20 protein-coding genes are annotated in these 23,881 nt (G+C 65.6%); 2 read left to right on the plus strand and 18 right to left on the minus strand.

The genetic code is table 11. The features are described 5' to 3' along the window. Positions 1–159: 159 nt before the first annotated feature. On the plus strand, positions 160–2,487 hold the full coding sequence (locus tag CFB47_RS10720) for a Tex family protein (protein ID WP_089456317.1): 2,328 nt from the start codon (positions 160–162) through the stop codon (positions 2,485–2,487). Between the two features lie 111 nt (positions 2,488–2,598). Here CFB47_RS10720 and CFB47_RS10725 read toward each other — a convergent pair whose 3' ends face one another. The 17 genes from CFB47_RS10725 to ndk form a co-directional block, all read right to left on the minus strand. Next, positions 2,599–4,515: a potassium transporter Kup gene (locus CFB47_RS10725; protein ID WP_069248096.1), complete on the minus strand. Its 1,917-nt coding sequence runs from the start codon at positions 4,513–4,515 to the stop codon at positions 2,599–2,601. A gap of 276 nt (positions 4,516–4,791) precedes the next feature. Next, positions 4,792–5,388, minus strand: coding sequence for a phosphoribosyltransferase (locus CFB47_RS10730; RefSeq protein ID WP_006485899.1), 597 nt, complete (start codon positions 5,386–5,388; stop codon positions 4,792–4,794). Between the two features lie 7 nt (positions 5,389–5,395). Next, the gene (locus CFB47_RS10735; RefSeq protein ID WP_011352252.1) at positions 5,396–6,742 is read right to left on the minus strand and encodes an adenylosuccinate synthase; all 1,347 of its coding nucleotides are present in this window, start codon (positions 6,740–6,742) and stop codon (positions 5,396–5,398) included. A 113-nt stretch (positions 6,743–6,855) separates the two neighbouring features. Then, positions 6,856–8,004, minus strand: coding sequence for an ATP phosphoribosyltransferase regulatory subunit (locus CFB47_RS10740; protein ID WP_089440226.1), 1,149 nt, complete (start codon positions 8,002–8,004; stop codon positions 6,856–6,858). 114 nt (positions 8,005–8,118) lie between these two features. Continuing rightward, on the minus strand, positions 8,119–8,310 hold the full coding sequence (locus CFB47_RS10745) for a DUF2065 domain-containing protein (protein WP_006478685.1): 192 nt from the start codon (positions 8,308–8,310) through the stop codon (positions 8,119–8,121). Positions 8,311–8,346: 36 nt separating this feature from the next. Then, positions 8,347–9,246 carry a protease modulator HflC gene (gene hflC, locus CFB47_RS10750; RefSeq protein ID WP_089461155.1) on the minus strand — a complete coding sequence of 300 codons (900 nt, stop codon included), beginning with the start codon at positions 9,244–9,246 and terminating at the stop codon, positions 8,347–8,349. Between the two features lie 15 nt (positions 9,247–9,261). Beyond that, complete coding sequence (hflK, locus tag CFB47_RS10755) at positions 9,262–10,602, minus strand: FtsH protease activity modulator HflK (RefSeq protein WP_089456320.1); 1,341 nt, start codon at positions 10,600–10,602, stop codon at positions 9,262–9,264. A gap of 47 nt (positions 10,603–10,649) precedes the next feature. Next, on the minus strand, positions 10,650–11,825 hold the full coding sequence (gene hflX / locus CFB47_RS10760) for a GTPase HflX (RefSeq protein WP_171026909.1): 1,176 nt from the start codon (positions 11,823–11,825) through the stop codon (positions 10,650–10,652). Between the two features lie 72 nt (positions 11,826–11,897). Then, entirely contained in the window at positions 11,898–12,137 is a 240-nt protein-coding gene (gene hfq / locus CFB47_RS10765) for an RNA chaperone Hfq (protein ID WP_006399927.1), read from the minus strand. 154 nt (positions 12,138–12,291) lie between these two features. Beyond that, entirely contained in the window at positions 12,292–13,629 is a 1,338-nt protein-coding gene (gene der / locus CFB47_RS10770) for a ribosome biogenesis GTPase Der (RefSeq protein WP_046197066.1), read from the minus strand. A 247-nt stretch (positions 13,630–13,876) separates the two neighbouring features. Next, a complete protein-coding gene (gene bamB / locus CFB47_RS10780; protein WP_089425558.1) occupies positions 13,877–15,022 on the minus strand; it encodes an outer membrane protein assembly factor BamB in 1,146 nt (381 codons plus the stop codon). A 41-nt stretch (positions 15,023–15,063) separates the two neighbouring features. Then, a complete protein-coding gene (locus CFB47_RS10785; RefSeq protein ID WP_089456322.1) occupies positions 15,064–15,693 on the minus strand; it encodes a tetratricopeptide repeat protein in 630 nt (209 codons plus the stop codon). Between the two features lie 55 nt (positions 15,694–15,748). Continuing rightward, positions 15,749–17,089 carry a histidine--tRNA ligase gene (hisS, locus tag CFB47_RS10790; protein WP_039360260.1) on the minus strand — a complete coding sequence of 447 codons (1,341 nt, stop codon included), beginning with the start codon at positions 17,087–17,089 and terminating at the stop codon, positions 15,749–15,751. Between the two features lie 16 nt (positions 17,090–17,105). Further along, the gene (ispG, locus tag CFB47_RS10795; protein ID WP_089425933.1) at positions 17,106–18,410 is read right to left on the minus strand and encodes a flavodoxin-dependent (E)-4-hydroxy-3-methylbut-2-enyl-diphosphate synthase; all 1,305 of its coding nucleotides are present in this window, start codon (positions 18,408–18,410) and stop codon (positions 17,106–17,108) included. Between the two features lie 112 nt (positions 18,411–18,522). After that, positions 18,523–19,548 carry a helix-turn-helix domain-containing protein gene (locus CFB47_RS10800; RefSeq protein WP_089461156.1) on the minus strand — a complete coding sequence of 342 codons (1,026 nt, stop codon included), beginning with the start codon at positions 19,546–19,548 and terminating at the stop codon, positions 18,523–18,525. Positions 19,549–19,712: 164 nt separating this feature from the next. After that, a complete protein-coding gene (gene rlmN, locus CFB47_RS10805; protein WP_046545853.1) occupies positions 19,713–20,852 on the minus strand; it encodes a 23S rRNA (adenine(2503)-C(2))-methyltransferase RlmN in 1,140 nt (379 codons plus the stop codon). Between the two features lie 55 nt (positions 20,853–20,907). Beyond that, positions 20,908–21,333: a nucleoside-diphosphate kinase gene (gene ndk / locus CFB47_RS10810; RefSeq protein ID WP_006478674.1), complete on the minus strand. Its 426-nt coding sequence runs from the start codon at positions 21,331–21,333 to the stop codon at positions 20,908–20,910. 249 nt (positions 21,334–21,582) lie between these two features. On the opposite strand from ndk, the gene CFB47_RS10815 reads away from it, so the two are divergent. After that, positions 21,583–22,281: a Bax inhibitor-1/YccA family protein gene (locus tag CFB47_RS10815; RefSeq protein ID WP_006761414.1), complete on the plus strand. Its 699-nt coding sequence runs from the start codon at positions 21,583–21,585 to the stop codon at positions 22,279–22,281. A 63-nt stretch (positions 22,282–22,344) separates the two neighbouring features. Here CFB47_RS10815 and rlmD read toward each other — a convergent pair whose 3' ends face one another. After that, positions 22,345–23,799: a 23S rRNA (uracil(1939)-C(5))-methyltransferase RlmD gene (gene rlmD / locus CFB47_RS10820; RefSeq protein WP_069248106.1), complete on the minus strand. Its 1,455-nt coding sequence runs from the start codon at positions 23,797–23,799 to the stop codon at positions 22,345–22,347. Positions 23,800–23,881 lie beyond the last annotated feature (82 nt).

Below are 23,881 nucleotides of genomic sequence, written 5' to 3' on the forward strand. Positions count from 1 at the left end.
TGTCAAATTCTATCACCCCCGGCTGGGCGCTCCGCCATTTATGGCAAAATGCCCCGCTTCACTCACCCGCGGCATCCGGCCCGTCGGGCCCGCCACGCAGCCCGCCGCTTCGGGCCTGCCGGCCCCCGCCGCGATTTCAGCAGGCAGATCATCCACGACATGACGGAAACCGTAGCACTCAAGATCGTACAGCGCATCGCCACCGAACTGTCCGTCCAGCCGCGCCAGGTCGCGGCGGCCGTGCAACTCCTCGACGAAGGCTCGACCGTTCCGTTCATTGCCCGGTACCGCAAGGAAGTGACCGGCAACCTGGACGACACGCAGTTGCGCCAGCTCGAGGAACGCCTCCTGTATCTGCGCGAACTCGAGGATCGCCGTGCGTCGATCCTGTCGAGCATCGACGAACAGGGCAAGCTGACCGACGAACTGCGCGCCGCGATCGACGCGGCCGACAGCAAGCAGGTGCTCGAAGACCTTTATCTGCCGTACAAGCCGAAGCGCCGCACGCGTGCGCAGATCGCCCGCGAAGCCGGCCTCGAGCCGCTCGCCCAGGCGCTCCTCGCGAACCCGCTGCTCGACCCGCAGGCCGAGGCAGCCGCGTATGTCGACGCCGAGAAGGGCGTGGCCGACGTGAAGGCCGCGCTCGACGGCGCGCGCGACATCCTGTCCGAACAGTTCGGCGAGACGGCCGAACTGCTCGGCAAGCTGCGCGACTACCTGCACAACCAGGGTGTGGTGTCGTCGGCCGTCGTCGAGGGCAAGGAAAACGAGGAAGGCGAGAAATTCCGCGACTATTACGACTACGCGGAAACGATCAAGACGGTGCCGTCGCACCGCGCCCTCGCGCTGTTCCGCGGCCGCAACGCGGGCGTGCTGACGATCAAGCTCGGCCTCGGCGAAGAACTCGACGCGCAGGTGCCGCATCCCGGCGAGGCGATGATCGCGCGCCATTTCGGCATCGCGAACCAGAACCGCCCGGCCGACAAGTGGCTGTCCGACGTATGCCGCTGGTGCTGGCGCGTGAAGGTGCAGCCGCACATCGAGAACGAGCTGCTCACGCAATTGCGCGAAACGGCCGAAACGGAAGCGATCCGCGTGTTTGCGCGCAACCTGAACGACCTGCTGCTGGCCGCGCCGGCCGGCCCGAAGGCCGTGATCGGTCTCGACCCCGGTCTGCGCACGGGCGTGAAGGTCGCGGTCGTCGACCGCACCGGCAAGGTGCTCGCGACCGACACGATCTACCCGCACGAGCCGCGCCGCGACTGGGATGGCTCGATCGCGAAACTCGCACGCATCGCCGCACAGACGCAGGCCGAGCTGATCAGCATCGGCAACGGCACGGCGTCACGTGAAACCGACAAGCTCGCGGGCGAACTGATCGCGAAGCACCCGGAGCTGCGCCTGCAGAAGATCGTCGTGTCGGAAGCCGGCGCTTCGGTCTATTCGGCGTCCGAGCTGGCCGCGAAGGAATTCCCCGAGCTTGACGTGTCGCTGCGCGGCGCCGTCTCGATTGCACGCCGCCTGCAGGATCCGCTCGCCGAGCTCGTGAAGATCGAGCCGAAGGCCATCGGCGTCGGCCAGTACCAGCACGACGTGAACCAGCGCGAACTCGCCCGCTCGCTCGACGCGGTCGTCGAGGACTGCGTGAACGCGGTCGGCGTCGACGCGAACACCGCGTCGGCCCCGCTGCTCGCCCGCGTATCGGGCCTGAACGCGACGCTCGCGCGCAACATCGTCGACTACCGCGATGCGAACGGCCCGTTCCCGTCGCGCGAGCACCTGCGCAAGGTGCCCCGCCTCGGCGACAAGACCTTCGAACAGGCCGCGGGCTTCCTGCGCATCAACGGCGGCGAGAATCCGCTCGACCGCTCGTCGGTGCACCCGGAAGCGTATCCGGTCGTCGAGCGGATGCTCGCGAAGATCAACAAGCGCATCGACGACGTGCTCGGCAACCGCGAAGCACTGTCGGGCCTGTCCCCGACGGAATTTGTTGACGAACGTTTCGGCCTGCCGACCGTGCGCGACATCCTGTCCGAACTGGAGAAGCCGGGCCGCGATCCGCGCCCCGAATTCAAGACCGCGACGTTCCGCGAAGGCGTCGAAAAAGTGTCGGATCTCGTGCCCGGCATGACGCTCGAAGGCGTCGTGACGAACGTCGCCGCGTTCGGCGCGTTCGTGGACATCGGCGTCCACCAGGACGGCCTCGTCCACGTATCCGCGATGTCGACCAAGTTCATCAAGGATCCGCACGAAGTCGTGAAGGCCGGCCAGGTCGTCAAGGTGAAGGTGCTCGACGTCGACGTGAAGCGCCAGCGCATTGCGCTGACGATGCGCCTCGACGACGATGCGGCGGCACCCGGCATGTCGTCGCGCGGCAGCCAGGATCGCGGCAACGCGGGCCGCGGCGCGGCCCGCCCGCAGCAGCGTTCGCGCGAGCCGGAACCGGCAGGCGCGATGGCCGCGGCATTCGCGAAGCTGAAGCGCTGAGCACCCGCAAGCCCCTGCGCGACAGACAAAAAAGCCCGCCGAAAGGCGGGCTTTTTTACGACTTCGGCAAACACGGCGCGCGGCCGGACGGCCCGCGCGCCATACGTTGCGTCAGATCTCGATCTTCGTCCCGAGTTCGACCACGCGGTTCGCGGGGATCGAGAAGAAGTCGGTCGGCTTCGCGGCATTCTGGTGCATCCAGGCGAACACGCGCTCGCGCCAGATCGACATCCCGGGCAGATGCGTCGGCACGACCGTCTCGCGCGCGAGGAAGAACGACGTATCCATCAGCTCGAACGTCATGTCGTGCGTGCGGCCGAATTCCTCGAGCACGGCCTTCACGTCCGGCGTCTCGTTGAAGCCGTACTCGGCCTTGACGATATACAGCCCGCCGCCCGCATCACGCGAGGACTGACGCTTGTCGTCGCGCACGTAAGGAAAGTCGCGCGTGACGAACGTGAGGAAAATGGTGCGCTCGTGCAGCACCTTGTTGTGCTTCAGGTTGTGCAGCAGGCTCACGGGCACGAGCTTGTCGTTGCCGGTCAGGTAGATCGCGGTACCCGACACGCGATGCGGCGGATGCGCGAGCAGCCCCTGCAGGAACGGCTCGAGCGGAATACCGTCGGCCGCCGTGCGCTCCTTGACGATGTGACGCCCCTTGTACCAGGTCATCAGCAGGAAGAACAGCAGCGCGCCGATGCCGAGCGGCAGCCAGCCGCCCTGCGCGACCTTCAGCAGGTTCGCGCCGAAGAAGCCGAGGTCGACCGCGAGAAACACCGCGATGATCGCGCCGACCAGCAGCCGGTTCCAGTTCCACACCTTCACCATCACGACTGCGGCGAGCACGGTCGTGATCACCATCGTCGCCGTCACCGCGATACCGTAAGCTGCCGCGAGGTTGTCGGAGCTCTTGAAGCCGATGACGATGCAGAGGATCACGAACAGCAGCAGCCAGTTCACGACCGGCACGTAGATCTGGCCGATCGCGAGTTCCGACGTATGCAGCACCTTCATGCGGGGCACGTAGCCGAGCTGGATGGCCTGCGACGTCAGCGAATACGCGCCCGAGATCACCGCCTGCGACGCGATCACGGTCGCGACCGTCGACAGCACGACGAGCGGCAGCAGCCCCCATTCGGGCGCCAGCAGGAAGAACGGGTTTTCGATCGCCTTCGGGTTCTGGATCAGCAGCGCGCCCTGGCCGAAGTAGTTCAGCACGAGCGACGGCATCACGAGCCCGTACGCGGCGATGCGGATCGGCTTCGCGCCGAAGTGCCCCATGTCCGCGTAGAGCGCTTCCGCACCGGTCAGCACCAGCACGACCGAGCCGAGCACGACGTACGCCTGCAGCAGGTGATCGGCCATGAACGACGCCGCGTAATACGGGTTGATGGCGGCCATGATGCCCGGCACGCGCACGATGTGGTACACGCCGAGCGCCGCGATCACGACGAACCACAGCACCATGATCGGGCCGAACAGCTTGCCGACCAGTGCGGTACCGTGACGCTGGATCCAGAACAGCGCGATCAGGATCACGATCGTGATCGGCAGCACGAGATGGGACAGGTGCGGCGTCGCGATTTCGAGGCCTTCGACCGCCGACATCACCGAGATCGCCGGCGTGATCACCGCGTCCCCGTAGAACATGCACGCGCCGAAGATCCCGAGCGCCATCAGCGCGCCCGCGACGCGGGTCTTCGAGTCGAGCGGCCGCAACGACAGCGCCATCAGCGCGAGCACGCCGCCTTCGCCGTTGTTGTCCGCCCGCATCACGAACAGCAGATACTTGATGCCGACCACCAGGATGATTGCCCAGAACAGCAGCGAGATCACGCCGAGAATCGATCCTTCGGTGAGCGGAATGCCGTGTGCGGGGCTGAACGCCTCCTTGAGCGAATACAGCGGGCTGGTGCCGATGTCGCCGAACACGACGCCGATGGCTGCTATCGCTAGCGCCCGCATCGAGTGTTGTTGCGTCGAATGCGGCGCGTGTGCTGCGTCGGTCGCGTGGATCGTGTCGTTCATATGAAGCGTAATAATCGGGTCCGGGTCGGACAAAACGAGCGCTATTCTACTCGCGCCCCCGTGAAACGCCGCCCTGCTCTGTTGCCTTGTCACCACGTGATCCACGCTGCGCATGCAATCCGGCGCGAGCTGTGGCAGGGCTGCCAATCATAGCCGGGGCAGCGCGGTCTGCCTACCGGATCCACGGTACGCGCGGCGCCGGCGCGTATGGCGCCCCAACGAAAAACGGCGCCGCAAGCGGCGCCGTACAAGGCTTTCCTTCGATTGGCCGGCCGCTTACGCGCCCGAGCCGTCGCGCTGTGCGCGACCGCGCTTGATCCACGCCTCGAGGTTGTGCGGGCGAACCGTGTCCCACTCCTCGAACGGCTGATGAATCCACGGATTCGTCGGCAGGAACTGCGTGTGATAGTCGGGCTTGACCTTCGAGCAACCCTTGTACCAGAGCACGGCCGAGCGCACGGCCGTCACCGACGGATAGCGCTCCTTCAGGTGCTCCTGCACCCGCGCAAGCGTGACGCCCGAATCGACGAGATCGTCGACCAGCAGCACGTTGCCCGCCAGGTTGCCGCGCGTCATCGTGATGTACTGCGCGATATCGAGTTCGCCCTGCTCCGTGCCGGCCGCTTCGCGGTACGAACTCGTCGCGAGGATCGCGAGCGGCACGTCGTAGATGCGCGACAGTTGATCGCCGACGCGCAGGCCACCGCGCGCGAGGCACAGGATCTGGTCGAACTTCCAGCCCGATGCGTGCACCTGGAGCGCGAGCAGTTCGATGAGACGGTGATACTCGTCCCAGCCTACCCACAGGTTCTTGTCGTCGTTGCGCGGATCGGTCATCAAGTCTGCCGCCGTCATCGTGATTTGCTGCGTCATCTGAAAATTACACCTTGAACGGATGGCGGAGCAGGATCGTTTCGTCGCGGTCCGGACCCGTCGACACCATGTCGACCGGCACGCCAGCCACTTCCTGGACGCGGGTCAGGTAAGCCTGCGCGTTCGCCGGCAGTGCTTCCCACGTCTTGATGCCGACCGTGCTCTCCTTCCAGCCGGCAAACGTTTCGTAAACAGGCTCGCAACGGGCCACGTCAGCGGCGCCGCGCGGCAGGATGTCCGCATCCTTGCCGTCGATCTTGTAGCCGACGCACAGCTTGACTTCGTCGAGGCCGTCGAGCACGTCGAGCTTCGTCATGCACAGGCCCGACACGCCGTTGATCTGGATCGAGCGGCGCAGCGCGGCGGCGTCGAGCCAGCCGGTGCGACGCGGACGGCCGGTGACCGAACCGAATTCCTTGCCGACGTTCGCGAGCGTGACACCAACCTGGTCCTGACGCTGCGGATTGTCCGCATCGTACAGTTCGCTCGGGAACGGGCCCGAGCCGACGCGCGTGCAATAGGCCTTCGTGATGCCGAGGATGTAGTTGAGCTTCTGCGGACCCACGCCCGCGCCGGCCGACGCCGCACCTGCGACGCAGTTGCTCGACGTGACGAACGGATAGGTGCCGTGGTCGATGTCGAGCAGCGTGCCTTGCGCGCCTTCGAACAGCAGGTTCTGGCCCGCATTGTTCGCGTCGTACAGGCGGCGCGACACGTCGGCCACCATCGGCTTCAGGCGGTCGGCATAACCCAGCATCGTGTCGAGCGTGGCCTGGAAATCGACAGCCGCGCCGCCCAGGTACTGGGTCAGCACGAAGTTGTGGAAATCGAGGTTTTCGCGCAGGCGGTCAGCGAAGGTCTTCGCGTCGAAGAGGTCCTGCACGCGCAGCGCGCGGCGGCCAACCTTGTCTTCGTACGCAGGGCCGATGCCGCGGCCCGTCGTACCGATCTTGCCGGCGCCCTTGCGCGCTTCGCGCGCCTGGTCGATCGCGATGTGGTACGGCAGGATCAGCGTCGTGGCTTCGGAAATGAACAGGCGGTCGCGCACGTTCACGCCGGCTTCTTCCAGCTCGCCGATTTCCTTGAACAGTGCTTCGGGGGACAGGACGACGCCATTGCCGATGTAGCAGGCGACGCCTTCACGCATGATGCCCGACGGAATGAGGCGCAAGATCGTTTTCTTGCCGCCGATGATGAGGGTGTGGCCGGCGTTGTGACCGCCCTGGAAACGCACGACGCCCTGAGCGTGGTCCGTCAGCCAGTCGACGATCTTGCCCTTGCCTTCATCACCCCATTGCGTTCCCACGACGACGACATTGCGCCCGGGAGTCACGTTCACTGCGCTGGCAGACATGTTGATTCGTTAGCTGGTTAAAAACGTATTCTACCTATGTTCGCGGGCGATTCCGAATTTTTCCGTTTCGCTTCAACGATATGCACGCCGAAGCACGTCCCGCGAACGCCTGTTTATCGGGGTTCGACCACCCATGCGCCGTTGCGCTCGACGAGCGAACGGTCGCATGCGAACTCGTCGAGCACATGATCGTGGCCCGGCAGCGCCTGGATCACGACCTCACCCGCATCGCGCAGCGCCGCGACGGCCGCGCTCAGTGCATCGTCCTGCGCCCACGGCGCGAGAATCGCGGTGCCGCGCGCCTCGACCGGCGAGATCCGCGCGAGCTCGCGCAGGTCGAGCGAGAAGCCCGTAGCAGGACGGGCACGGCCATACGCCTGGCCGACGTGGTCATAGCGGCCGCCCCGCGCGATCGCGTTCGGCACGCCATCGATGTAGGCGCTGAACATCGCGCCGCTGTGATACGCATAGCCACGCAGGTCGCCGAGATCGATCGCCACTTCGGCACCTTTCGCCTGCGCCGCGAGCTGCGCCAGATCGTCGAGCGCCCGCGTGATTTCGGGCAGGACCGGCAAGCGTGCGCGCGCCTCGGCGAGCACGCTTGCGTCGCCATAGAGATGCGGCAGCGCGCGCAGCGCGGCGCGCGTATCGGCACCAAGATCGTCGGTAAGCTCGTTCAGCAGCGGCACGTCCTTGCCCGACAGCGCGTCGTACAGCGACTCGCCGCGCTCGGCGGCCTGCGCATCGCGCGCCAGCAGCGCCGCGAGCACGCCCGCATGACCGAGGTCGAGACGGATGCGCGACAGGCCCGCGAGATGCAGCGCGTCGAGCATCAGTTGCTGGATCTCGAGGTCGGCTTCCAGCCCGGCATGCCCGTAGATTTCGGCACCGATCTGGATCTGCTCGCGCGTCGCGTGCAGACCGCGCGGACGCGTATGCATCACGTGACCCGCATAGCAGAGGCGCGTCACGCCCTGGCGGTTCAACAGGTGCGCGTCGATCCGCGCGACCTGCGGCGTGATGTCCGCACGCAGGCCGAGGGTGCGACCCGACAGCTGGTCGACCAGCTTGAAGGTGCGCAGGCGCAGATCTGCACCGCCGCTCGTCAGCAGCGATTCGAGATACTCGAGCAGCGGCGGCATCACCATTTCGTAGCCATACGAACGGAAGCGGTCGAGCAGCCTGCGGCGCAGCTCCTCGATCTTGCGCGCTTCCGACGGCAGTACGTCGGCGATATTCTCGGGAAGTAACCAGGTCGACATCGGTACGGTCCTACGACGGGAAACAGCGCGCGACACGCGCGCCGCGATGTGAATCGGAAATTCTGAATTCGGGCGGGACGAACGGCGGATAAGCCGTCCGGATCAGGTCTCCGGTCAGGTGGCGAGCAGCAGCAGTACGAGCCCGAGCACCATCACGATCAGCCCGCCGATCCGGATATGATGCGGCGGCCGCTCAGCTATTCTACGAAACGTGTCGCGCCAGGCGACGGGAAACACGAAGGGGAACGCCCCCTCGATGATCAGCATCAGCGCTACTGCGAGCAACAACGAGCCAGCCAGGTCCATGCGAGCGACGGCGCCGCTCGACGCGGCGCCCCAAGGTCAGTGTTTGCGGGGAGCAGGCGCCGCCGGTGCGGCACCGCCCGTCGGGCTGCGCATGAAGCGGAAGAACTCGCTGTCGGGATCGACGACGATGACGTCGTTGCGCTTGAACGTGTTCCGGTAAGCCTGCAGGCTCGCGTAGAACTGGTAGAACTGCGGATCGCGGCCGAACGCGTCGGCGGCAATCGTCGCGGCCTTCGCGTCGCCCTCGCCCTTGATCGTCTGTGCGGACTTGTACGCGTTCGCGAGCACGGCCTGCTGTTCGCGTTCGGCGTCCGCCTTGATCTGCTCGACGTCGGCCGCGCCTTGCGCACGCACCTGCGCCGCCTGATCGCGCAGCGCGCCGATCATCCGCTGATAGACGGCATCGGTCTGCGCGGCCGGCAAATCGACGCGCGTCAGCTGGACGTCGACCACGTCGACGCCGAAACCGGACGCCTTCGCCTTCACCTCGTCGCGGGCCGCATCGGCGATCGCACGCTGGCCGCCAAGCGCGTCGTCGAGCGCGCGCTTGCCAAACGCGTCACCGAGTGCGCTCTTCAGCACGCCGGCGAGACGATCACCGGCTGCCGACGGGTCACCGCCCGTCGTCGTGAAATACTTCATCGGATCGCTGATCCGGTACTTCACCGCATAGGCGACGAGCAGGTCGCGCTTGTCTTCCGTTGCCAGTTGCAGCGGATCCGACGACTCGAGCGATTGCAGGCGCGTGTCGATCAGCGTGGCCGTCTGCAGCGGCGGCGGCAATTTGAAATGAATGCCAGGGCCGGCCAATTCGGGTTGCGCGCCGTCGCGCCCCGACAGCACGGCCGCATGGCGCGGATCGACGGTAAGGACGGTCGACGATGCCGCGAAGGCAACGATCACGATTGCGACGACGAGCGCAATGATTCGGTTCATGTTCTGCGCTCCCCGTTACTTCAGATCGTCTTCGCGCGACCGGCTGCGAAACGCCTCGCGCGATCGCAGCACGTCGGCGCCCGACGCCGCCACGGCCGACGCCGCACTCGCGGGCGCCGCCGCAGCCGGCGCGGCAGCCGCCGGTGCCGACGCCGCGTCGGGCGCGGATGCGCCCGTGGACGTCGCGGCGTTTTGTCGCCCCTGCTCGACGAGCTTGTCGAGCGGCAGATACACGACGCTGTTGCCGCCCTTGTTGCCGACGAAGACTTTCGTCGAATTCGAATAGATTTCCTGCATCGTCTCGAGATACATCCGCTCGCGGATCACCGCAGGCGCCTTCGAGTACTGCGCATAGACCTGCTTGAAGCGGTCGGCATCGCCTTCGGCTTCCGTGACCACGCGATCGGCATACGCCTTCGCTTCGTCGACGAGCTTCGCCGCATCGCCCTGCGCCTTCGGCAGCAAGTCGTTTGCATACGCTTGCGCGGCGCGCTTCGCGGCCTCGCGCTCGTCGCGTGCCTTCGCGACTTCACCGTACGCGGCTTGCGTCTGCTCGGGCGCCGCAACACTCTGCATCGTGACGGCCGTCACCTCGAGCCCCGACTGGTAGCGATCGAGATCGCGCTGGATCGCGGCCGAGAGCTGCTCGCGCAGCGCGTCGCGGTCCTGGTTCAGCACGTCGGCCGCGCTGCGCGTGCCGACGATCGCGCGTACCGCGGCCTGGGCGGCCTGCGAGACGCTGCGCTCGGGGTCGACACTGCGGAACAGGTAATCGGTCGCGGAACGGATGCGGTATTGCACGATGAAGCGCACGTCGACGATATCGGCGTCGCGCGTCAGCATCGCCGCTTCCTTCACGTTCGCGAGACGCACGACGTTGTTGCGGCCGATCTCGATCGAGCGAACCTGCGACGTATCGACGATCTCGTGCGACGCGAACGGATACGGCGCGCGCCAGTGGACGCCCTGACCGACCGTGCCCGACAGCTTGCCGAGCTGCAGCACGACGCCCGTCTGCCCTTCCTGCACGACGAACAGCCCGCTGCCTGCGTAGACCGCGACCAGCACGCCGATCACGATGCCGACGCCAACGCGCGCGGCTCGCCCGTTGTCAGGACGGAAGCCGTTGCCGCCCTTGCCGCCGAACAGGCCGTTCAGGCGCCGGTTGAAGTTGCGCCACATCTCGTCGAGATCGGGCGGACCATCGCCGTCGCCGCCTTGCGGACGCTTCGATTCGTTCGGGCGGGGACGGGATCCGTCTTTGCCATTGCCTTCACCGCGCCCCCAGCGGGGATCGTTGATCGACAGCAAGGCGCGCATCCGCCGCCAGGTACTCCGCTCGTTGTATTCGTTCACCAGAGTTTGTTCACCAGATTAGACGCCGACGAACCGGCCGGGACCGGTTAGCGCCCGTGTTCGGAAATCGTGTGGTCTTCGTGTGGTTCAGCGGGGGCGCCGTCGAGCGCGCCGTTGGGTAACGTCGCGCTGGAAAGGTGTTCCGCGGAGGCGATTTCGGCGATGGCGGCACGCAACGTATCAAGACCCTGACCGGTGCGCGCGCTCAAAAAGACGCGCGAAATATTACCATACTCGTCCCGCTCGACCGCGTCGCCGCGGGCCGCCAGCTCAGGCACGGCGTCGATCTTGTTGAACACCAGCACCTGACGGATCGTGTCCGCGCCGATCTCGTGCAGCACGCCATTGACCTGCTCGATCTGTTCAAGCCTGACCGCGCTCGACGCATCGACCACGTGCAGCAGCAGATCCGCGTGGATCGTTTCCTCGAGGGTCGCACGGAATGCGGCGACCAGCTGGTGAGGCAACTCGCGGATGAACCCGACCGTATCCGACACGACGATCTGGCCGACCTCGTCGCCGAGGTACACGCGCCGCGACGTCGTATCGAGCGTGGCGAACAGCTGGTCGGCCGCGTAGGCCTGCGCTTTCGTCAGCGCATTGAACAGCGTCGACTTGCCCGCGTTCGTATAGCCGACGAGCGACACCGACATCGTGCCGCTGCGCGCGCGCTGGCGGCGTTGCGTGCTGTGTTGCCGGCGCAAGCGGTCGAGCCGCGACTTCAGCATCTTGATGCGTTCGCCGATCAGGCGGCGGTCGGTTTCGAGCTGGGTTTCACCGGGGCCGCGCAGGCCGATACCACCCTTCTGCCGTTCAAGGTGGGTCCATGCGCGAATGAGCCGCGTCGACAGGTACTGAAGCTGCGCGAGCTCGACCTGCAGCTTGCCTTCGTGGCTGCGGGCACGCTGGGCGAAGATGTCGAGGATGAGGCTGGTGCGATCGACCACGCGCCTGTTAAGTGCCTGCTCCAGATTACGTTGCTGGGCGGGCGCCAGTGCGTGGTTGAAGATGACGATTTCGACGTTGTGCGCGTCGCAGGCGAGCCGGAGTTCTTCGGCCTTGCCGCTGCCGATGAACATCTTGGCATCGGGACTGGAACGACGCCCCGTGAGGGTGACTGCGGGACGGGCCCCCGCGCTGGAGGCGAGAAGACTGAGTTCTTCGAGACTGGCTTCGAAATCGGTCTTGCCGAAATCGATGCCGACGAGCGCTGCGTTGATCAAATTTTCAGGTGTCAAGATAAGGCGGCTGGCATCGGTCGCTCGCGGCGACCGGATGCCGGCCGCTGCGATAGGTTAGGACGAGGCTTCCGCGTCCGGGTGGAAATTCACCGGGCGCGCCGGCACGACCGTCGAGATGGCGTGCTTGTACACCATCTGGGTCACCGTATTACGGAGCAACACGACGTACTGGTCGAACGATTCAATGTTCCCTTGAAGCTTGATGCCGTTGACGAGGTAGATCGAAACGGGAACGTGCTCTTTGCGCAGTGCGTTCAAAAACGGGTCTTGTAACAATTGCCCTTTGTTGCTCATGGCGTACTCCATCTTTTTTTGCAGGTTGATCTGGACTGGCGGCGAAGAAAAAGAGATCCGGCGCCAATCGCTACACTATAGCCGATTTTGCCTGGCTCGCCGGGGGCATAGGCCTTGCGGCCAACCCCTTGCGTGACGCGTGTAACAGACGTCTTCAGCTCTTGTCCGCGTACGGATTGTTCGACGAACGGAACTCTATGCGCAATGGAGTCCCTGTCAGCGAGAAAGTTTCGCGGAACCGGTTTTCCAGGTAACGCTTGTACGTTTCCGTCACGGCGTCGAGCGCGTTACCGTGGATGACGATGATCGGCGGATTCTGGCCGCCCTGGTGCGCGTAGCGCAGCTTCGGACGCACCGGGCCGCGACGGCGCGGCTGCTGGAATTCGACCGCCTCGATCAGCGCGCGCGTGAGCTTCGGCGTCGGCAGCTTCGCCATCGCCGCCGCGTACGCGTCGTCGACCGAGCGCATCAGCGTGCCGATGCCCGTCTTCTTCGTGGCCGAAATGAAGTGCGATTTCGCGAAGTCGAGGAATTTCAGCTTGCGGGTCAAATCCGCTTTCGCGCGATCGCGCGCATGCTCGTCGAGCCCGTCCCACTTGTTGACGCCGATCACGAGCGCGCGACCCTGTTCGACGACGAAGCCGGCGATGTGTGCGTCCTGGTCGGAAATGTCCTGCTGCGCATCCAGCAGAAGAATGACCACGTTCGCGTCGGAGATCGACTGCAGCGTCTTCACGACCGAGAACTTCTCGATCGCCTCGAACACCTTGCCGCGGCGGCGCAGGCCGGCCGTGTCGATCAGCGTGTATTTCTTGCCGTTGCGCTCGAAGTCGACGTAGATCGAATCGCGCGTCGTACCCGGCATGTCGAACGCGATCACGCGATCCTCGCCGATCAACGCGTTCACGAGCGTCGACTTGCCGACGTTCGGGCGGCCGACGATCGCGATCTTGATGCCGCGCGAAGGATCGTTCTCGTCCTCTTCCTCCGGACGGTCCGCATACGCGACATCCAGCGCCTCGTTGATCATGTCGGTGACGCCGTCACCGTGCGCCGCCGAGATCGCACGCGGATCGCCGAGCCCGAGCTCGTAGAAGTCCGTCGCGACCGCCGTGTACTTCATCCCCTCGGCCTTGTTGACGACGAGGAAGATCGGCCGGCCGGTCTTGCGCAGGTAGTCGGCGATCGACTTGTCCTGCGGCGCGAGGCCGTTACGGCCGTCGACGATGAACACGACGACGTCGGCTTCCTCGACGGCCTGCCGCGTCTGGCGTGCCATCTCGTGCAGGATGCCGTCCTTCGCGACGGGCTCGAAGCCGCCCGTGTCGACGACCAGGTACGGCCGCTCGCCGACGCGACCTTCGCCATAATGGCGATCGCGCGTCAGGCCCGGCAAGTCGGCGACCAGCGCATCGCGCGAGCGCGTGAGCCGGTTGAACAGCGTGGATTTCCCCACATTGGGGCGCCCAACGAGGGCAATGACCGGTTTCATCTGTGTTTTCTACGGTGAAGCGCAGCAGCGGGAGGCCCGCTGCTGCGGGCGGCTGCGCTGAATGAAAATATCACGAATTCGCGCCGCGCCGGATGCGCGCGCCTGGCGCGCGCTGCGCGCCATCGTCTTTCGTCTCGAACTGCCTTTCAAATACCGAGCGGCCGGGAGCACCGGCCGCCTTCAAGTCACGCGGCCGCGGCGCACGGGACACGCCCGTCGCGCCGCGGCCGCGCATGTTTCCTGCGCGTCAGCGCGGACGGAATCCGTACAGGCCGCCGTCCTTCGTCTGCACGACGAGCGTATTGCCCGCGAGGACCGGCGCCGCCGTAATCGCGCTGCCGTCGGTCTTCATCCGTGCGATGAAGCTGCCGTCTTCACGCGACAGGAAGTGCACGAAGCCCTTGTAGTCGCCCAACACGACCGCATGCCCGAGCAGATACGGCACGCCGACGTCACGGCTCTTCAGCTTGTCGTTGCGCCACAGCTGGTTGCCCGACGCAGCATCGTACGCGGTCACGACCGACCAGTCGTCGCCGCCGGCGACCACCGAGTCGTCCTGCGCGAGGCCGCTGCGGCTCGAGAACGCCTTTTCCCACAGCGGGCGGCCCGAGTTCGCATCGAAGCAGCCAAGCTGACCCTGGAACGTCACCGCGCAGGCTTCCGCGCCCACGAGCGTCGGCGGACCGCTGACGTCGTTGATGCGCTCGACTTCGGTCACGCCCTTCGGGAACGACACCGGCGTCTGCCAGAACGGCTCGCCCGTCTGCAGGTTGATCGCGACCAGCCCGCCGCCGGGGAAGCCCGCCAGCACCGCCGCGTCACCCGCGAACGTCATGCCGGCCGACACGCGCAGGTTCAGCGGCACCGCGCGGTTGCGGTAGTTCCACTTCTGCTCGCCCGTCTGCGCGTTGAACGCGATCACCTGGCCGTCGATCGTGCGGACGACCACGAGGCCGTTGCCGACGAGCGGCGGCGAGAAGATCTCGCCCTGCACGGTGGTCTTCCACAGTTGCTTGCCGTCCGGACCCAGCACGAACACGCCGCCCTTCAACGCACCGACCGCGGTCAGGTTGCCGTCGCTGCCGACACCGGCCGACAGGTCGGAGCCGACCTTCGCGCGCCAGAGCGTCTGGCCCGTCTTCGCGTCGATCTTCTCGACCGAACCGTTCTCGCCCGCTGCATAGACGGCGTCGCCCACGGCCACCGGCGAGAACAGGTAGCGCCCGCCCTTGCCGACGCTCGCCTTCCAGACCTGTTGCACGTCCATCACGGGCTTGAACTCGGTGAGCGGCGTAGGCACGCGGCGCGCGTCCTTCGACGACGAGCAGGCCGCCAGTGCGAGGACAGCCGCCGCGCAGGCAACGGGCACAGCGTAACGTTTCAGCAAATTCATCGGTTAGCGAAGCAGAGTTAAGAGGTTGAGGGGACCGGGATTCAGCCGCCGAGCGCGTCCAGCTTGAACTGCACGAGCTGGCGCGCAGACTGGTCGTCCTTCGACAGGCCGTCGAGCGCGAGCTTGTACGCCGCGCGCGCATCGTCGGTCTTGCCTTGCGCGGCAAGCAGATCGCCGCGGCGATCGGCCACGAGGCCCTTGAATGCATCGACCGGCGTGCCCGACAGCAGCGCGAGGCCCGCATCGTACGCCTTCTCGTCGAGCAGCAGCGACGCGAGACGCAGCTTCGCGATCTGCTTGTACTCGTCATCCTTGGCGTGATCGGCGGCCCATTGCAACTGCGCCTTCGCACCGGCCGAGTCGCCGGCTGCGTACAGCGTCTTCGCAGCGGCGAGTGCGGTCATCTGCGCATACGGCGTGCTGCCGAACTTGTCTTCCATGTCGGCGGCCGCGCGCGCGATCGTCGCCTTGTCGTTCGCGGCGGCGGCCTTCTGGACCTGTTCGTACAGCCCGGACGCCTCGGCAGCCTGACGGCGCTGCCAGTAGTTCCAGCCGTTGAAACCGGCCGCGACGACGAGCGCCGCGAGCACGATCCACGTGGTGAGGTTGCCCCAGCGGGCCCACCACGCCTTGACACTTTCAATCGATTCTTGTTCGTCGTGGTAACTCATCGGCGAGCGATTCCTTCCTGTTCAGGCTTTTCTTGTCGAGCGGATGCCAGCGCGATCAGTCGTCGCCGTCTTCGGCGGATGCAACCATCGCATTGATTAGGAATTCGGTCAAGCCTTCGACCGGTACGGTCTGCTGAACGTTCTTTTCCCCGTCTCCGCCCGCACCGCGCAGCGCTTTCACGCCCACCGTGCCGTTCGCGACCTCTTCTTCACCGAAGATCACCGCGAACGCGGCGCCGCTTGCGTCGGCCCGTTTCATCTGCGACTTGAAGCTCGCCGGCGCGCCGTCGGCGCTGCAGTGGAAGATCACGTCGAGGCCCGTGTCGCGCAGGCGCTCGGCCGCGATGAACGCCTGTTCGCGCGCGGTCTCGCCCTGGTGCACGACGTACACGTCGACGCCTTCCTGCTCGGGCGCGAGATCCTCTTCCTTCAGCAGCTCGAGGATCCGCTCGATGCCCATCGCCCAGCCGCATGCGGCGGTCGGCTTGCCGCCGAGCTGCTCGATCAGCGGATCGTAGCGGCCGCCGGCTGCGACCGTGCCCTGCGCGCCGAGCTTGTCGGTGACCCACTCGAACACGGTCAGGTTGTAGTAGTCCAGACCACGCACGAGACGCGGGTTGATCTTGAACGGAATGTTGTTCGCGAGCAGCAGGCGCTGCAGCCCTTCGAAGTGCGCGCGCGACTCGTCGCCGAGGAAGTCGATCAGCTTCGGCGCGTTCTGCGCGATTTCCTGCAGCGCGGGGTTCTTCGTGTCGAGCACGCGCAGCGGGTTCGTATACAGGCGGCGCTTCGCATCCTCGTCGAGCACGTCGGCGAACTGCTCGAGGTACTTGATCAGTTCGACGCGATGCGCGGCACGCTCTTCGGCAAGGCCGAGCGAGTTGATCTCGAGCTTGATGCCGGTCAGGCCGAGGTCGTCCCACAGGCGCTGGCACATCATGATGATCTCGGCATCCGCGTCAGGACCCGCGAAGCCGAGCGCTTCGACGCCGACCTGGTGGAACTGGCGATAGCGGCCGCGCTGCGGACGCTCGTGACGGAACATCGGGCCGATGTACCACAGGCGCTTCGGGCCGTCGTACAGCATGTTGTGCTCGATCGACGCGCGCACGACCGCCGCGGTATTTTCCGGGCGCATCGTCAGGTTCTCGCCGTTCAGCGCGTCGGTGAAGCTGTACATCTCTTTTTCGACGATGTCGGTGACCTCACCGATGCCGCGCGTGAAGAGCTGCGTGTGCTCGACGATCGGCGTGCGGATGTTCTGGTAACCGTATGCGCGCAGCAGCGATTTCACCGTAGCTTCGAAGAACTCCCAAAGGCCGGCATCCTGCGGAAGGATGTCGTTCATGCCCTTGACGCCGGTGAGCTTCTCGATCTTGCGTTTTTGTTCAGTCATCGTGTGTGTGGACGAATTAGTTCGTGGCCTCAGCGCGGCCGTAGTTGCGTTCGACGTAGTCGCTGACGATCTGTTGGAATTCCTCGGCGATCCGCTCGCCGCGCAGCGTCTTGACCTTCTCGCCGTCGATGAAGACAGGCGCGGCCGGGTTCTCGCCCGAGCCCGGCAGGCTGATGCCGATGTTCGCGTGCTTCGATTCGCCCGGGCCGTTGACGATGCAGCCCATCACCGCGACGTTCATTTTCTCGACGCCCGGATACGCCTTGCGCCAGACCGGCATCTGTTCGCGCAGGTAGGTCTGGATCTGCATCGCCAGTTCCTGGAACAGCGTGCTCGTCGTACGGCCGCAGCCCGGGCACGCGATCACCATCGGTGCGAACGAGCGCAGGCCCATCGTCTGCAGGATTTCCTGGCCGACGATCACCTCACCCGTGCGCGATGCGCCCGGTTCCGGCGTCAGCGAGATGCGGATCGTGTCGCCGATCCCTTCCTGCAGCAGCACGCCGAGTGCAGCCGTCGACGCGACGATGCCCTTCGAGCCCATGCCGGCCTCGGTCAGCCCGAGATGCAGTGCGAAGCCGCAGCGGCGGCTGAGTTCGCGGTACACGGCGATCAGGTCCTGCACGCCGCTGACCTTGCACGACAGAATGATGCGGTTGCGGCCGAGGCCCAGCTCGACCGCACGCTCGGCCGAGCCGATCGCCGACTGGATCAGCGCCTCGTACATCACGCTCTGCGCGTCCCACGGCTGCGAACGCGCCCCGTTCTCGTCCATCATGCGTGCGAGCAGATCCTGGTCGAGACTGCCCCAGTTCACGCCGATCCGCACCGGCTTGTCGTACTTGGCCGCCGCCTCGATCATCTGCGCGAACTGCGTATCGCGCTTCGCGCCCTGGCCGACGTTGCCCGGGTTGATCCGGTACTTCGACAGCGACTCGGCGCAGCCCGGGTAGTCACGCAGCAGCAGGTGGCCGTTGTAGTGGAAATCGCCGACGAGCGGCACGGTCACACCCATGCGATCGAGCTGCTCGCGGATCGCCGGCACGGCGGCCGCGGCCTCGGGCGTGTTGACCGTGATGCGCACCAGTTCGGAGCCCGCGTTCGCGAGTTCCTTGATCTGGATTGCCGTGCCGATCGCGTCGGCCGTGTCGGTATTCGTCATCGACTGCACGCGCACCGGCGCGTCGCCGCCGATCGTCACGAGCTGCCCGCCCCAGCGGACATCCACCGCATGCGATACGCGGCGCGGCTGGTGCCCGCCGAACACCGGCTCGGTTGAACAAATCTGACTGCTGCGTGGGGATTGAGCTTCGGATTGCATCGATAGATCCATTTACGCGGAATGCGCCGCGACGCGGCGCATGAATTGAAAAAGCGCCGTGCCCTCGCGGCCTGCCGATATCGACGACAGGCCTTCGCCACGGCGCTTGACGTCAGGGCAACGTGAACCGCGCCACATTACCCCGCGCTGCCGAATATTTTGCCGGATCGACAGGTTTTCCGTCGAACGCGATCGCGTCGAGGCCCGCCTTGTTGCCGATCGTGACCTTGAACGGGCCGTCGCCGGCGACCTGCTTCGCCTCGCCGCCGTGCACCAGCCCGGAGAACAGCTCCTTGCCGCTCTTGTCGCGCACGCTGAACCAGCTGTCCTGCTTGACCTTCAGTTCGATCATCGACTGGCCGGCCGCCACCGCGACGCTCGCCGGCTGGGCCGGCACGGCGGCGCTTGCCGCCGTCGTTGCCACGACCGGTTGCGATGCGGCTGCCGTCACGACCGGCGCCACAGGCGCGGGTGCCGGAGCAGCCGACGCAACTGCCGGCGCCGGGGCTGCAGATGCAACAGCCGGGGCCGGAACCTCATTCGCGACTGCCGCGGACGCACCGCTCGAGGCTGCCCCTTCGACGGATGACGACGATGCCGCCGGCGCGCTTGCGGCCGACGCATGCTCGGCATCGCCGCTCTTGAAGCGCGCGAGCAGGCTCGACGAATCGCCGCCAGTGTGCCACATCAGTACGGCGACCACCGCGACGACGACGATCCCCGTGCCCCAAAGCCACGGGTGATGCCGCGACGACCCGCCCAGCGGAATCGACACGCGGCCGCGCGGCAGATCCGTCCCCGACGACGCGGGCATCGACAGGTCGACTTCCGGCACCCCGCGCTCACGGCGCAACGCCTGCGCGAACGGTTCCGGATCGACGCCGAGCATCTTCGCGTAGCTGCGCACGACACCGAGCGCGAACGTCACGCCGGGCAAATGGCTGATGTCACCGGCCTCGAGTGCCCGAAGCTTCTGCGGTGCGACCTTGAGTCGCGCCGACACGTCGTCGACGGTCCAACCCCTGGTCTCCCGAAGCTGCGCCAGTCGGCTGCCGACTGCCGCAAGCGATTCCAACCCTGCCGGTGCCGGCTTCGCGCCATTCGTCTCTGCGCCGTTAGACGGCTGCGGCTCACTCATCCTTGTCCTCGCGTCGATTCTTCTTCACTGGCGGCCGCCGCCGGTTCCCGCCGGCCGGCACCCGCAACTGTCCATACCATGCGCGACGCCGAGGCGCCGCGACCGATCGCTATTCGCGTGTTGTACCGCTTAAAGGCCCTGGCATCCCCGGCCAGGCATCCCTGTCAAATCGCCCGAACTTCGATGATTTTTCCTGCTGCGCCCGTCCGTTCCGCGAGGCGCGTGCGGTCCTTCACTGCACCGGCCAACTGGCCGCACGCGGCATCGATGTCGTCGCCGCGCGTCTTGCGCACGGTCGTGACGACACCCGCGTCGATGAGGACCTGTGCAAAGCGCTTGATCTGCTCCGGCTTCGAGCGGATGAGGCCCGATTCCGGAAACGGATTGAACGGGATCAGATTGAACTTGCACGGCACATCGCGTGTGACGGCCAGCAGTTCGCGTGCGTGCGCTTCGGTGTCGTTGACGCCGTCCAGCATGCAGTATTCGAAAGTGATGAAGTCGCGCGGCGCGACTTTCAGATAACGCTGGCAAGCCGCCATCAGCTCGCGCAGCGGATACTTCTTGTTGAGCGGCACCAGCTCGTCGCGCAACGGATCGTTCGGCGCGTGCAGCGACACGGCCAGCGCGACCGGCAGTTCGGCGCCGAGGCGGTCCATCATCGGCACCACGCCGGACGTCGACAGCGTGACGCGGCGGCGCGACAGGCCGTACGCGTTGTCGTCGAGCATCAGCCGCATCGCCGGCACGACCGCGCTGTAATTCAGCAGCGGCTCGCCCATACCCATCATCACCACGTTGGTGACGACCCGTTCGGCCTTGCCGTTCGGACCGGGCGCGCGGCCCAGGGACGCTCGCAATGCAAATTCGGCCATCCGGAGCTGACCGATGATTTCGGCTGTCGACAGGTTGCGGGAAAAGCCCTGCTTGCCCGTCGAACAGAAGCGGCAGTTGACCGCACACCCGGCCTGCGACGACACGCACAGCGTGCCGCGCGTCTCTTCCGGGATGAACACGGTTTCGACCGCATTGCCGTTTCCGACATCGATCAGCCACTTGCGCGTGCCGTCGGCGGAAACGTGATCGCTGGCGATCTCGGGCATGCCGATCGACGCGCGGCCCTTGAGTTTTTCTCTCAAGGACTTCGCGAGATCGGTCATGCCGTCGAAGTCGCCAGCGTTGTACTGGTGGATCCAGCGCTGCAACTGCTTGGCGCGGAACGGCTTCTCGCCGAGGCTGCCGCAGTACGCGACAAGACCCTCGGCATCGAAGTCGAGAAGATTGACGGAAGTTTCGCTCGTCATGATGTGCTGCCTTGCCGCGTGCGCTGAATCCTGCCTACTTGCTGCCAGCCAGGGCTTAGCGCGAGTAAACGTTCATTTCCGGGAAGAAGAACGCGATTTCGACCGCTGCCGTTTCAGCAGCGTCCGAGCCGTGCACGGCGTTCGCGTCGATGCTGTCGGCGAAGTCGGCGCGGATCGTGCCCTTTTCTGCCTTCTTCGGATCCGTTGCGCCCATCAGGTCGCGGTTCTTCAGGATCGCGCCTTCACCTTCCAGAACCTGGATCATCACCGGGCCCGAGATCATGAAATCGACGAGGTCCTTGAAGAACGGACGCGCTGCGTGAACCGCGTAGAACTTCTCTGCGTCAGCACGCGACAGGTGTGCCATGCGCGATGCGACGATCTTCAGGCCGGCGCCTTCGAAACGGCTGTAGATCTGGCCGATCACGTTCTTTGCCACCGCATCCGGCTTGATGATCGACAAGGTGCGCTCGATTGCCATAAAAACTCCAAAAAATTAAGAAGTTACAGGTTCAAATGAATCCGCTATTGTAGCACGATCCCGTGTATCATTGCGATTGAACCCTTACACACGTGAAAGGTTCCGAATCCATGTGTTTTGTGCCGCCTGGCCATTGAAACCTCCGGGCACGGAACGTATCTTAGCCATAGCTGCTCCGGTTTGCTGCGCCGCACACCGCGTGTGCCGAACCGGCCCCGGACGCCCACGCGTTCAATGTTAGGAGAAACCATGAACGACTATCCGTACAATTTCGGCCGCGGCGGTTCCGTCAGCACCGCCGAGGTTCGCAACCGCGTGCTGCGGAACACGTACTGGCTGCTCGCGCTGTCGATGGTGCCGACCGTGCTGGGCGCCTGGGTCGGCGTCGCGACAGGCTTCTCGCTGTTCGCGGCCACGAGCCCGATGATGAGCCTGCTCGCGTTCTTCGCGATCGCGTTCGGCTTCATGTTCGCGATCGAGCGGACCAAAAACAGCGCGGCCGGCGTGTTCGTGCTGCTCGGCTTCACGTTCTTCATGGGCCTGATGCTGTCGCGGCTGCTGAGCTTCATCCTCGGCTTCTCGAACGGCCCGTCGTTGATCATGCTCGCGTTCGGCGGCACCGGCATCATCTTCGCCGCGATGGCGACGATCGCCACCGTCAGCAAGCGCGACTTCTCGGGGCTCGGCAAGTGGCTGTTCATGGGCGTGATCGTGATCCTGCTCGCATCGGTCGCGAACATCTTCCTGCAACTCCCGGCGCTGATGCTCACCGTGTCGGTACTCGCGATCGCGATCTTCTCCGCGTACATGCTGTTCGACGTCCAGCGCGTCGTGAACGGCGGCGAGACGAACTACATCTCGGCAACGCTCGCGATCTACCTCGACCTGTACAACGTGTTCACGAACCTGCTCGCGCTGCTCGGCATCTTTGGCGGCAACCGCAACTGACGTTCGCTACCCCCCATGAAAAAACCGGCCCGCGGGCCGGTTTTTTTACGTCCGTCGCCCGACTCAGTCGCGCTCGAACAGCGCGATCGATTCGACGTGCGACGTATTCGGGAACATGTTCACGACACCGGCGCCCTTCAGGCGGTAGCCGGCCTCGTGCACGAGCAGGCCCGCGTCGCGCGCCAGCGTCGACGGGTTGCACGACACGTAGACGATGCGCTTCGGCAGCGGACCTTCGCCGCTCTGCGCGATCTCGGCCAGCGCCTTCGACACCGCGAGCGCGCCTTCGCGCGGCGGGTCGATCAGGAACTTGTCGAATGCGCCGAGCGCACGCATGTCGTCGCCCGTCACTTCGAACAGGTTGCGGCATGCGAACGTCGTGTGGCCGTCGACACCGTTCTCGCGCGCATTCGCCAGCGCGCGCGTCGTCAGCGTATCGCTGCCTTCGATGCCCATCACCTCGCGCGACAGGCGCGCGAGCGGCAGCGTGAAGTTGCCGATCCCGCAGAACAGGTCGAGCACGCGGTCGTCGCGCGACGGCGCGAGCAGACGCAGCGCGCGACCCACCAGCACTCGGTTGATCTGATGGTTGACCTGCGTGAAATCGGTCGGCTTGAACGGCATGCGGATGCCGAATTCCGGCAGCGTGTAGTCGAGCGACACGTCGAGCGGATAGAACGGCGTCACCGTGTCCGGCCCTTTCGGCTGCAGCCAGAACTGCACCTTGTGCTCGTCCGCGAACGCGCGCAGCAATGCTTCGTCGTCCGCGTTGATCGGCTCAAGCACGCGCAGCACGAGCGCCGTGACTTCCGAACCGACCGCGAGCTCGATCTGCGGCATCCGATCACGGATCGACAGCCCCTCGACGAGGCGGCGCAGCGGCACGAGCATCGCCGACACGTGCGGCGGCAGCACTTCGCAGCTCGTCATGTCGGCGACGTAGCTGCTCTTCTTCTCGTGGAACCCGACCAGCACGCCGCCCTTCTTCGCGACGTTGCGCACGGTCAGGCGCGCGCGGTAGCGATAGCCCCACGACGGGCCGTGGATCGGCGCGAACATCGTTTCCGCGCGCAGCTTCGCCAGGTGCCACAGGTTGTCTTCAAGCACACGCTGCTTGACCGCCACTTGCGCCCGCATGTCGAGATGCTGCATCGAGCAGCCGCCGCAGGTGCCGAAGAACGCGCATTTCGGCTTCGTGCGCATCACGCTCGGGCGCAGAATGTCGACGACCGTCGCCTGCTCGTAGCTCGGCTTGCGGCGGAAGCTCGAATAGGTCACGCGCTCGCCCGGCAACGCGCCCTCGACGAAGATGACCTTGCCCGGCTCGCCGTCCTCGGTGATCGTGCGGCCGACACCGCGCGCTTCCATGTCGAGCGATTCGATCTCGAGAACCGGGGCGATTCCGGGCGCGACGGGCGCATTTCTTGATTTGCGCGCAGAAGTGGGGACGGCTTCGGACACCAGCTTTTCCTGACAAACGTTGAAGAAGGCGAGATTGTAGACGACGCGGGCCCGCATCGCCCGCTTTGCATGCGCCAAGCGTCGATACTTAAGCATAGACGGCCCGGCATTGCGCCGGAACGGCCAGACAGGCGGGGCC

The sequence above is a fragment of the Burkholderia sp. AU27893 genome (assembly GCF_002223205.1).
Lineage (GTDB): Bacteria > Pseudomonadota > Gammaproteobacteria > Burkholderiales > Burkholderiaceae > Burkholderia.